Raw genomic sequence first — 11,473 nt, forward strand, 5'->3', positions numbered from 1 at the left:
TTAATATACTCCATTATCCCATACTGTATTGCACTCAATCAGGAACCGCTATATTACTGCTCTAGAGGAACATCGACAAAAGCTTCAGCAGTATGAACAGGTTTTTAGAGAGTCGATTCAGTTTGAATATCCTCTCAGTGATGCTACTTGTGAAGAACTTCAACGTTTTCAGGATATTTTAGAGCTTTCTGCTCAGGAAGTAGCGCAGATTGAAGCGAAATCAATTGAGAAGAGTGGGGCAACCGCAGAAGATTTTTTGGAACCGCAGAACAGAAATAATCAAAACTTAGAACAATTACATAAAAATATACTTAACAGAATAATTGCTGTAATTGCTGCTGGTTCTAGCATTCTTGTTTTGTCAATAGGCTATTTTTCAATGTTTACTGATGAAAATGCAGTAGACAGCCCATTAAGTGGTAAAAATCAGTCAATTCAATCAAGCAGTGAAGGGAACTTACCAATTGTAGATCAAGTTATTCAATTTCCAGATAAGCCAATACCTCAAAGTATTTCTGAAGGTATTTCTGAAATGAATGCACTTACTGCTCAACAAGTTAATTCCTTAAATAATTTATTTAAAAATTTCAAAAAAGTAGATAATTCGTTTGAACCTGTACAACCAAGTAGTGCAACAACTTATAAAGGATGGAATGTCCTTTGCATTGGTGAGCAAGGTCAATCAGGATGCCCCAAGTCGGCGAAACATGAGATTCTAAGCTATGGAGATTCTAACTCGAATAAGTTATGGACTTCTAGGGGTTGGGTTATTTACAAGCAGTAGACTTGTTATAAAACTTATAACCCAGTCTGGACAAGGGTTAAAAAGTTTATTTATCTGTCTTTAACCAACGCCGTAATAGGGTTTTAACATAGTTGCTGATGAGGCAATCACACAAACCGCAAAAAGACATGCTTGATCAAGTACGCGCAAAACTTAGTTTAACTAAAGACTCCAACTAGAGATAATTATGAATCAAAAGCTTACCCAAGCAATGCTTCAGAAGTTCACCCATTCTACAGCATCGATCGCAAAGAAAATTATTTCTTTTTTCTCAAAGCTTTACTAACTATCGATGAGCTTCCATATATGCTCGCAGTAAGGTATTGATGTGCGTTTGATAACCCCGTCCTTGCGACTTAAACCACTCTAATACATCGCTGTCAATGCGTAATGTAACCTGTGCTTTATTTTTTGCCGCAGGTAAACCCCGGCGAACTGTTGCCTTAGCAAACAGTTCTGGTGTAATTTCCGGGGAATCTGATAAATCAATGTCTTCATCGCTCATAGCATCAAGCCGTTGCCAATCAGTCTGAGAGTTGCTCGAAATAGATTCGTTGCTCATATTTGGTTGCCTTTCTTGCACAAATAATCCGTGTTAAATCATCACGATCTGTATGGACAACAGCAACGACTCGCCCTTGCAACAAGCCAAACGTGACGAAACGCTGCTCTGCGTAGCTGTAGCGATCGTCTTCAACCGTCATCGTGTCTCCATTAAATACTGCTGGGATATCGATAAAATCGATTCCGTGCTTGCGAAGATTAGTAAGGCGTTTTGCTTCATCCCATTCAAACTCTATCACAGAAATACAGCTACGCTGACCTGATTGTAACGACAAATTGTAGTTACAGCCACTTAGCCAAACGGATCTGCTGGGCTTTGAGATTAAGCTAGGATATTAGTACGAATTATTTTTGCTACTAATTGGTAGGAAGATGAATGTAGAAAAACTCTCTATTTCCTTGCCACTATCTTTAGTGGAGTTTGTCGAAAACTACAAGCGGGATAAAGGATGTAAATCTCGTTCTCAAGTAATTGAAGAAGCATTAGAATTGCTGCGAAACCGAGAATTAGAGGTAGCTTATCGAGAAGCATCTGCTGAAGTTGATAACGATTGGGATGTGACAGTGGCAGATGGTTTAATAGATGAAACGTGGTGATATTTATTACGCAAATCTTAGTCCGGTAATGGGTTCAGAAATGGGTAAACGTCGTCCAGTGCTAATTGTCAGTAATGATATAAGTAATATTGCTGCTAACACCGTGACAATTTTACCTCTTACTTCTAATGTGAGCCGTATTTATCCCTTTGAAGTTCTGCTTAATCCAGAAGTTAGTGGTTTAACGAAGCCTTCAAAAGTACAGGCGCAGCAAGTGCGAACAATTTCTAAGCAACGAATTACTGGTGAAGTATTGGGTAGTTTAAACGAAGATATGATGGTACTAATTGATGCAGCGTTAAAATTGCATTTGGGATTGGTTTGAGTTTGCAGAAAAATAGCGATGTTTAAGTAAAGACTCCAACTAGAGATAATTATGAACCAAAAGCTTACCCAAGCGATCACTAATAGTAGAAGAAACCAAGCCAAGGGTAGAATCAGGGCGGAGGGTCATAACAGCTAAGAGGGTTAATTATAGATGCCAAAAATATATACTAAGTCGTGGTTGGATAACGATACAGTAGCAGCCTGGATTTTTCTTGCACCAGCATTAATTTTGCTGGGCATTTTTATCATTTGGCCGATCGCCTATTTGTTCTACCTCAGTTTCACTGCTGGTAGTTTCACCTTAAAAGGTATTTATTGGATAGGCTTAAAAAACTATTGGCGCTTACTACTCAACCCCGACTTCTGGCAAGTTCTGGGTAACACCTTTTATTTTACGGTTGCCACCATCATTCCCAGTTTAGTTATTTCCTTGGGATTGGCAGTACTATTAAACCGCTCCATTCCCTTGCGGGGTATCCTGCGAAGTGCTTATTTTTTACCCTCAATTATTTCAATTGTGGCAGCAGGTTTGGGATTTCGCTGGCTGTTTCAGACATCAGGGCCAGTTAACGGACTTTTAGTTTTTTTTGGTATTTCAGACATACCCTGGTTAGGAGACACATTTTGGGCAATGCCAGTAATTATTTTAATGAGTATTTGGAAACAACTGGGTTTCAATATGGTGGTTTTTTTAGCAGGATTGCAAGCAATTCCTCCTAGTCGTTATGAAGCAGCAGATTTGGATGGAGCAAATGCTTGGCAACAATTTTGGTATATTACTTTGCCCGGATTGCGCCCGACTGTGATATTTGCAATCATTACTACTGCAATTTTTACATTGCGGAGTTTTGAGCAAATTTATGTGATGACTGGCGGTGGGCCACTGAATTCGACTAATCTGCTGGTTTACTACATTTACCAAGAGGCTTTTGGTCAATTTGATTTTGGTTATGCAGCAGCAGGAGCAACTGTGTTATTAGCAGCAACGTTGGTACTAGTTTATTTGCAACTACAAACTTGGGGAGAGGAGTAGGGGAGACAGGGGGGGAATTTTGGAAGATGCTAAATTATACCGCAAATATGCAATGCTAAAAAATGTTGTGCATTCAATTAAAAACAGTTAGAGTTTCTACTTCTTATATAGGCTGCGATATTCCCAAGGATTTATAAATTTAGTATCGCTCCAAACGCCGAGCCGTTGTGCCTTCGCCTCAGTTTCGGCTTGTTGAACTAAGTTTTTACTAGGACACTTGTTTAAATAAGGACGATACACTTTTGCTAAACCTTCTTGCAACAATACCTGTTGTACAAAAGTGCCATTTTTTAAACGGACTTCGGCAATTTTACGCCCATAACGATCGCTATCGGTGATATTCAAAGTCACGCGCGACCCTCCTTGTTGCACCAGTTGTTGCACCCGTTCTTGGGCTTTCACACCCCAAGTAAATTGATTGCGATCGCTAATGCGTCTACTCTGCTTTTCTTTATTAGTATGAGCTATCTCTGGCGCATCTACACAAGCAAAGCGCACAGTAAAATTTTTGCCATCGGTATCTTTCACTACTAAAGTATCGCCATCACTGACTCGCTCAACTGGTTCTCCAGAATTACCGATAAAGCGATCGCAGCCGATCAAATTCAAAATTATGATAGTTGCACAAAGCCAAAATCGCACTGGTTTAGTTAATTTCTCCATCCAAACTTACCTGCATTACCTCTGTGGGATGATATTAGCAAAATACAAAGATATATTTGTTAACTTGTCACTGGAAGCATAACTTTTCCGTCACGGAAAGCTTATGCTTCCAATGCACCTCGGAAATATTATGCTTCCAATTTTTTAGACTTGACAAAATGACCATAAACTAATGTGTAATTGATGTTCCACGCCTCTCTACGCCTCTGATTAAATAAAATTTAATAAATCAAAACATCTAAACCTAGTTCGCGTCGCGTTTCGCTTAAAGCGGCACGAACCTTTTTATATCGAAATAATCCCTGGTTTCAAGATTAATTTTAAAACACGGGCTTCCCAAAGCATATACACCATTTCGATGTAACTTTAAAGCCCCTTTTTGTATACCTTTGCAGCATTTAACTACGCTTTCTAGACTCGAGTCAAAAACACCCTTAAATGAGCGCCCATATTTTAGCCACCTCGGTAGATTTATTCTTCATATTTACTTATGTTTACATAGTTTGGTTTTTCTCTCGTAGCAGTTTCTCGGTAGCCAGGGTAGTGAAACACACGCTTGAGGACTTTTAAGCTAAACCATATCTAGTTTGCATAATCTGAAATTGTACATTTGTTGTAGGGTGGGCGTCTCGGCCGTCCAAGATATGCAAGTTAAATGTGGAACAGCTTAAAACATCCTTTTATGGAATTAGTCGCAGTTCATGACTTCCGCTTACTAAAAAATACCAAAGTAAAATTCCATTGTTCACAGTTGTGTTTAGTTAATAAAGGCTACCAAGGAGTTGCTAAATTCCATACTCGTTCATAGCTGCATTCCCACTAAAAAATCTCGTGGTGCTGATTTATCTACTCCAGAATGCCACCACAATCGTAACTTAGCTAGGCTAACTGTTGTTAGCGAACATATATATCAACCGTCGATTGAAGATTTTTCGCATCCTCAAAGAACAATATCGTAATCGTAGAAGATGTTTTGCTTTACTTTGCAACTTGATTGCTTGACTTACAAACTACGAACTTGCTCTCTTTTCTTGATTCGTGTAAGAGGTTTATTATAAATATATCTTTTAAAGTAACTCTATATAACCAAGTTCAAGCCATATTTCTTTTAAAATTAAATGATTTTGCTTGTTCAACGTTACTCTTGGTACGCCAATAATTTTGATTATTTTTCCAGAAGTTGGCTTAATACCCTTATTGTGTAGTTCAATTACTGCCTTACGAATTTCATAATAATTTTGATTTAAAATTTGAAGTTTATGTTGCTGCGTATAAGTTATATATTTTTTTTTAATTTCATTGTATAAATCCGGGAAATATTTGTACAAAGTTTTGTGATTAACTTTCATTTTTATTGCAATTGATGTGATGGAAGACGGAACCTTATTGTTTTTCTCTTGATCTAACAAAAAATTTGATAATCTTTTTTCTAAATCATCTATTTTATATTTTTTACGTCGAGATAATACTTCAAGAGTCAAACGAGGGAATTTTTCCTTAAAATAGCTTGCTGATTTAATTCCTAAACGTTCTTTTAAATCTTGTAATGTTGGTGGTGGATACTCTTTTAAAGCTGTATGTAGTAATTGCTGCATTTGAAGTACATCAATGCTCTTTCTACTTGGACAATATTTTAATTCTTCTTGATTAGAATTATTTACATAAAAACTATAATCAACTGAATTAAATTCTCTAATTAAAAAATCAGATAGAGAAATACCAATAAAATTACAAACTTTTAAAAGAGAACTAATTTTAGGAGCAGTCTTGCCATTGTACCATTTGTATACGGTGACTTGCGAAGTTTCAATAGCATTTGCAAATGAAGTAAAATTCCCATTAAAAAATTCATTTACAAAAGCTATTATAAAGTTTTTTATTTTTTCTCTCTTAATGGGAGATGAAAAATTAGGTGCATTAGCAATTAATTGTTTTATATTACCTATATCTGATTGTTGCCAATACAATTCGTCTTCGGATAAAACCGGAATACTTGATAATACTAGCTTTGAGGTAGCTCCTAGCCATCTCTGGCATTTGGAGCAGTATCCTGGTCGAGAATACCACTCTAATGAAAATAGCTTTTTGTCACAGTAAGGACACAATGTTTGCAAAACTTGATAGTGAACTGGGCAGATTTTAACTTGGTCTAGCCCCCAAATTAAAGGCTCATATATATTAGTTTCTGCTTCACGCCATTCTTCGTAACATATTGGACACCAAGCCCTAGAAGGTCGAAATAAACTGCGATCAGAGATTACTTCACTCCAAGTGACCATTGTTAAGAAGCGTAAGTCACTACGTAGCGTTAGCCTTTCCAACGTATGAATTAAGCGATTTGCTATTATACCAATTCCATTTAAAGCTCTGTGGTGTGTAGAAGAACCGATTAAATTAAATGTATCTTTTTGCTGGCTATCCAAGAAAGATTCTTCTTGATAACGTGAATTTATTACAGTATAAATTAAGCGGCCTGTAGGAACACAATGAGCTTCTGCAAGTCGAGTAATATAACTAGTTAAACTTTCAGTATAAGGCGTTCCTACACCAATAGGTTCCAAGGAATATAAGTGGCTACGTGGCGGAATAGCAGGCTTTTGCAAATTTAACGACTTATAAATAGTTAAATTTTCTTCATTCAGCATTTTTTGCAATTCCAACTTGATCGCGCTTAGGATTACGCAGACCAACATCTGTGCGACCTTTCTGTGGTTGTGTAATTTCCTGTTGTTGTTTTGGTTGTTCCTGATGAGATATTAGTTGTTCCTGATAAGATATATCTAATATTAAATCAGCTCTAGATTTCGGTTCTGATTTTAAACCCAGTTCTTTTTGTAGATTAGTTACATTTCCTTCTATAACTGCATATCTGTTTTCACCTTCCTTAATCGTCTTGAGTATATTCTGGCATTGACCTACTGATAGCGCACGCTGTTCTAAATGTTTGAGTGTGACAGTCTTAACGTTTTCCTCTAAAGCATCGCCAAGAGCATTACTAGTCCAATTTTTTAAAATTCCCACGCATCCAAGGCTGCGCTCATACAGATATTGCCAATGAGATAAGAAATCAGGCTCTTCATCAGTTGGAATATGCTGCTGAAAGCTCCAAACTATACTCTGCCATATTTCTATATCCTCTATAAATTCGGCACTATATCGGGGAATGTGGATATATAGACTACGTCGGCTTAATTGATCCCCAATATCTTGGAGAGTTAGCAATTCATAAGTTCCAAATAAGCCATGTAAAACCTTTGTTCGATTTGCTAAGGACTTAATGGCTTCCGGCACATCAGTAAGTTTACGCCCACTTGCTACTGAAAGCAGATGGTGCGCCTCATCAATTAGGAAAATATGAGGATGTCGTTGTTTAAGTGCTTGTTCTAATGCCCATCCCAGTTCAGTTTCTAAAATTCTTGACTCGATAACAATTTCTCCTTTGTCATTTCGAGAAATACCCCGAACACCATAATCAATCTTATGTTTAATAAGATTTTCAGGTTCACTCAGGGCATGTAAACAACGTTTAAGATAGTCTTTAGGATTGAAAAGTCCAGATTTTTGGAGAGTTACTTCAACATCAGCAACCGGGATACATCCTTTTTCAGCTTCTAAAGTCGGTAATGCCATTTCATTTACCCAATTTTTTGTAAGCTCTAGTAATGTTGTCTTACCTACTCCAGTTGGGCCAGTAATTAAAACTATGCGTGAATCTCCGCAGCATTGGATATGCCGTTTCAAGCTATTAAAAGCGTTATCGAGATGCGGATGAGGCATGAAATATTTATTACTATAGTAATCAAGCCGTTCCTTTGTTGATTGATTGAGAAGTTCAGGTGGAAATTCCCTATTTTCAGACATAATTAATAGCTCTTGAAGAGTGTAAGTTTGCTTGGGTCGACTGGTTGGCTAAACACTGAATCAATAGGCAATCTTCTCTTCTCATGGTCAATATCTTTGTTAACTTCTGGTAATTTCTTATATGGGTAAAGATTTGGCAACCCACCTTCAATTACCTGGAATACTTCTTGGTTTTGTTCATCGCACAAGCGTTGTTTTAGTAATTTTTCCCCAGCCTCTGCACTAGTGATAAATTCCCCTAAATGCTTGGCTCGCATTTTGTATTTACTGGCGTAATTTTTATGGCGTTTTTTCAACTCAGCACTAGCAAGCTCAATCTCCTTTTCAGAATGTCCTTGGAAAAGAGTATAATATTCGCTAATACACTTAACCCAAATTCCTCTAACGTAGGCATAGGCAATTCCAGCATTAAAAGGTTCATAACGAACACTGACATAGGTGTTGACTACTTGAGGAGCTCGAAAGGCGCTAGCCCAGTAATATTTATAATTAATTTTCACTCCTTTATTTGGATGAACTTTAGCTTCTCCTTGTTTTGTAGTTGGTAAGGTAAGAAAATGAAAATTATCGTCATAGGGTATTCTCTTGTGGTCACGTCTGCCAAATTGGGCAAGTCCTGCTATGTATGCCTCCTGTGGGCTGTGTCCTTCCAAGGCTGAGTGTTCAGTAGTATCGTAAATTTCATAACTCCACTCACAAAGATATAAATATAAAAGACCGAGTGGCCACAAAGATAATTCTTCAGGATTTACTGATTTGGTCATCAGTCTGACTTTCTTCCTAATTTGAGTATTAGCCTGCAAGCTATAGACAAATTGAGTATTAGTTGTTCCAAACAAGCGTTCACAGATTGCACTAAACCTTGGTTTACCTGCGGGTCGATGCTTTAATGTGCATTCACACAAAGCCATAAGAGTTTCAAAATAAGTACTGTGAAATTCTTTGCCGTTATCAGTGATAATAATTTGAGGTATTCTTCCATAGCGCTTGACACAAATCCGTAACACCATCATGCAACTACGATATGAAGGTGGGTCATAGGTGAGGTATACTGCTAGAATGCGTCGGGTAAAAGCATCTAGTAAAAATGTTACCCAAGGCCTCCCAAGAGATTTACCTGTACGAGAACACCTGAGATCAATATCTAATTCAGTGTGGTCAATATGACCAATATGCAAGGGAAACTCCCCATGACGAGGAGTGGTTAACTCTATTTCCCAGTAGCAAGGCTCCAGTGGATAAGCAGCGCGGGAACCTTCACGCTTCTGAATCTGTTCATAACCTGAACGTCGCTTAATCTCATTGATAAAAGTTTTATAACTGGGAATTTGGCTGTCAGGAATCCCAGCATTGGAACAGAAAGCAACAAACATATTATAAGTTGCTTGCTTTCGCTTTTGTTTTTTAGTCTCATAGTCTTCTGTAATAAATTTATCTATTGTTTCTATACTAAATTCATTTAATTTGCGACTACGATTGCCTTTTGTATTTGCAAAATGTATTAATCCAAGATAGCCGTAGCCATATTTCTGTTGAGCCTTGTGATATTTCTGAAGCCAATTTCTTAAAGAACGCACTTGTTCTGTATTTGCTGTAATCGGCTGTCCATTAAGATATGGCTTTATCTTAAAATAACGATCGTTCGCCTCTTTTAAATCTTGCTCACTTGCTTTACTTAATAATTCTATTTTTTCAACACTCAACTGACTCTTAAACTCGTTTTTAATACTGCTTATTTTTCCTAAACGCACCAAATTATCAAAGGCATTCCATTCTAGTTCAGTTGGCTCTTTGTTTTCAGTTTCAAGCAGAATGCAATTCTCTCCAACTAGAACATTAGTTAGAATGTTTCCATCGTAAGAAACTTGTGTGCCAGGGACAATATCTATCAATGGTGAAGTTATAATATCATCTGTTGCCTGTGATTCATCACAACAGGTATAAGCTTTAGCTGTTAATTGGTCAGCAAATACAGAACAGCGTTTAGCTTCAACTAAGGGTTCAGCAGTTAAATCAACATAAATTACTTTATGAGCAATCATAAAGTAAATATCATCCGGGGTAACTCCCTTTGCATGATGAATTAACTCAGCAAGAGTAATTCCAGGTTGACCCGATACTAAAGACAAAACTGTATTTTGTGCAGACTCTCTTACTGGACATATCTCAAGCACGGTAGTAGTCCTTTAAAAACTCTATATTGCGAAGTAAAGCCCAATTAACTTCTGCATCTGACCAAAGTCTAAAGAAAAATCCGAATTGTTCAGCATAGGTTTCTCCAGGCGAAGTGTGCCACTGTTCGTCTTCTCCCAGAGAGTAGCGATTAGGACTTTTTTTAGCAAGTTCTTGTAGCTTAGTTTCAGTTTTGCACTCCACCCAACCAGCCGAATTTGTACGAATAACAAAGAAATCTGGAGTTATGTAAAAACCTAGATTACGTCCATTTTCTGACTGATAACTAATCTTGATAGAAGGTGGTTGATCATAGTACTCCAAGACATCTTCATCATGTTCGATCTGATAAATAAAAGGAAGCTCAACTTTATGAGATTCAAATTGGATTGTTACTCCCATCTTGCGACTGGGGTAGTGACCAGAAACATTCTTTTTACCTCCTCCTACACGGCGTGATGGTTCAGAACATCGAATTTGTTCTAAAACCTTTCGAGACTGTTCAGAGAAATTACGCTTATAAAACCATTCATTAAATTTTTCATCAGTAAGCATTAAAGCTCCTTATTCTATTCTTCATGTCAACCAAGAACGCTCTAAAATTGAGCCATTCTCATTAGCAAACAGAATATACTATGCTGATAATTTAAATTTTTCAAAGCAAGGTAAATTTTTATACATTAACCTATTTATCCAGATTAGATAGCTAAATTTATCGCCTAGTGGTGTTTAGTATATCTAAATGAATCTAGTCTATGTAAAAGATTTTTGACAAAAATTCAGCTTAAGCCTCAAAGAAATTATTTCTCCCTTTATTTGCAGATGTAGAAGTATTAAATAAGTATTTAACTACAGTTGCATAGAGAAAAATTACTGAATTTATTAAAAAAATTATTAATAATATATACTAAATAATACGGTTATCATTTGTTGGTCGAAACGCTATAGACTGTTACTCTTCTTATCTAGTGAAAACAGTATATATGCAATTTTATATCATTTGTTGGTCGAAACGCTATAGATTATTACTTTTCTTATTTATTGAAAACATTGTATATACAATTTTATATCATTGTTTGGCCGAAACACTATAGATTATTAGTTGTTTTATGTATTGAAAACAGTGTGTATATAATTTTGGACTTTGTTAATGAAACAGTGTATTATTTGTCTATTAAAATGATATGTTTGTTTGTTTTATTGTTTAAAAAAATATAGGTACAATATTATAAAATCTGAAGTTTATTTATATTCATATATTCATTTTATTACTGATTTATGTGATTATGAATAATAAGATTTAACAGCAATCAAATGTTAATCAGGAACTGGCATTGCCATGTCTTAAACTAGCCTGTGGCTGAAGGAACACTCAGCGCTTGCTCAATTGATTTCAGCGCTGATTGAATATCTGCGTTCAGTGCATCTGCCTCAACTTTAATTACAGACACACCCTTCCCAATTTCTGTCAA

At 36.6% G+C, this 11,473-nt stretch carries 12 protein-coding genes; 5 read left to right on the top strand and 7 right to left on the bottom strand.

Annotated elements, in window-relative coordinates; translation table 11 throughout:
* The first annotated feature begins 28 nt into the window (after positions 1-28).
* Positions 29-784 (top strand): hypothetical protein, encoded by a 756-nt coding sequence (locus ACFE93_RS31880; protein WP_375479700.1) that lies wholly within the window; start codon positions 29-31, stop codon positions 782-784.
* Positions 785-1,070: 286 nt separating this feature from the next.
* Here ACFE93_RS31880 and ACFE93_RS31885 read toward each other — a convergent pair whose 3' ends face one another.
* Together ACFE93_RS31885 and ACFE93_RS31890 are read right to left on the bottom strand one after the other, a co-directional pair.
* The gene (locus ACFE93_RS31885; RefSeq protein ID WP_375479702.1) at positions 1,071-1,346 is read right to left on the bottom strand and encodes a BrnA antitoxin family protein; all 276 of its coding nucleotides are present in this window, start codon (positions 1,344-1,346) and stop codon (positions 1,071-1,073) included.
* Positions 1,309-1,623 (bottom strand): BrnT family toxin, encoded by a 315-nt coding sequence (locus tag ACFE93_RS31890; RefSeq protein WP_375479703.1) that lies wholly within the window; start codon positions 1,621-1,623, stop codon positions 1,309-1,311. Before ACFE93_RS31890 ends, ACFE93_RS31885 begins: the two co-directional genes overlap by 38 nt.
* A gap of 97 nt (positions 1,624-1,720) precedes the next feature.
* Between ACFE93_RS31890 and ACFE93_RS31895 the strand changes: the two genes are divergently transcribed.
* The 3 genes from ACFE93_RS31895 (at position 1,721) to ACFE93_RS31905 (ending at position 3,305) form a co-directional block, all read left to right on the top strand.
* Positions 1,721-1,945, top strand: a complete 225-nt coding sequence (locus ACFE93_RS31895) for a type II toxin-antitoxin system ParD family antitoxin (protein ID WP_375479705.1) — start codon at positions 1,721-1,723, stop codon at positions 1,943-1,945.
* On the top strand, positions 1,932-2,270 hold the full coding sequence (locus ACFE93_RS31900; protein WP_375479707.1) for a type II toxin-antitoxin system PemK/MazF family toxin: 339 nt from the start codon (positions 1,932-1,934) through the stop codon (positions 2,268-2,270). Before ACFE93_RS31895 ends, ACFE93_RS31900 begins: the two co-directional genes overlap by 14 nt.
* A gap of 153 nt (positions 2,271-2,423) precedes the next feature.
* Positions 2,424-3,305 carry a carbohydrate ABC transporter permease gene (locus ACFE93_RS31905; RefSeq protein WP_375479709.1) on the top strand — a complete coding sequence of 294 codons (882 nt, stop codon included), beginning with the start codon at positions 2,424-2,426 and terminating at the stop codon, positions 3,303-3,305.
* A gap of 96 nt (positions 3,306-3,401) precedes the next feature.
* Here ACFE93_RS31905 and ACFE93_RS31910 read toward each other — a convergent pair whose 3' ends face one another.
* Positions 3,402-3,968, bottom strand: coding sequence for a thermonuclease family protein (locus tag ACFE93_RS31910; RefSeq protein ID WP_375479711.1), 567 nt, complete (start codon positions 3,966-3,968; stop codon positions 3,402-3,404).
* Between ACFE93_RS31910 and ACFE93_RS31915 the strand changes: the two genes are divergently transcribed.
* Positions 3,919-4,050 (top strand): hypothetical protein, encoded by a 132-nt coding sequence (locus tag ACFE93_RS31915; RefSeq protein WP_375479721.1) that lies wholly within the window; start codon positions 3,919-3,921, stop codon positions 4,048-4,050. The two genes, ACFE93_RS31910 and ACFE93_RS31915, sit on opposite strands and share 50 nt — an antisense overlap.
* Positions 4,051-5,035: 985 nt before the next feature.
* Here the strand turns inward: ACFE93_RS31915 and ACFE93_RS31920 are convergent.
* Genes ACFE93_RS31920 through ACFE93_RS31935 form a run of 4 tightly spaced genes read right to left on the bottom strand, consistent with a single transcriptional unit; the run spans position 5,036 to position 10,556 of the window.
* Positions 5,036-6,613, bottom strand: coding sequence for a TniQ family protein (locus tag ACFE93_RS31920; RefSeq protein WP_375479713.1), 1,578 nt, complete (start codon positions 6,611-6,613; stop codon positions 5,036-5,038).
* Positions 6,603-7,829: an AAA family ATPase gene (locus tag ACFE93_RS31925; RefSeq protein ID WP_375479715.1), complete on the bottom strand. Its 1,227-nt coding sequence runs from the start codon at positions 7,827-7,829 to the stop codon at positions 6,603-6,605. Before ACFE93_RS31925 ends, ACFE93_RS31920 begins: the two co-directional genes overlap by 11 nt.
* Positions 7,830-7,831: 2 nt before the next feature.
* Positions 7,832-9,958 (bottom strand): transposase family protein, encoded by a 2,127-nt coding sequence (locus ACFE93_RS31930; protein WP_375479717.1) that lies wholly within the window; start codon positions 9,956-9,958, stop codon positions 7,832-7,834.
* A 37-nt stretch (positions 9,959-9,995) separates the two neighbouring features.
* A complete protein-coding gene (locus ACFE93_RS31935; RefSeq protein ID WP_375479719.1) occupies positions 9,996-10,556 on the bottom strand; it encodes a Tn7 transposase TnsA N-terminal domain-containing protein in 561 nt (186 codons plus the stop codon).
* Between the last annotated feature and the right edge of the window lie 917 nt (positions 10,557-11,473).

Origin of the sequence: uncultured Nostoc sp. (genome assembly GCF_964247315.1) — a bacterium.
Classification (GTDB): Bacteria; Cyanobacteriota; Cyanobacteriia; order Cyanobacteriales; family Nostocaceae; genus Nostoc.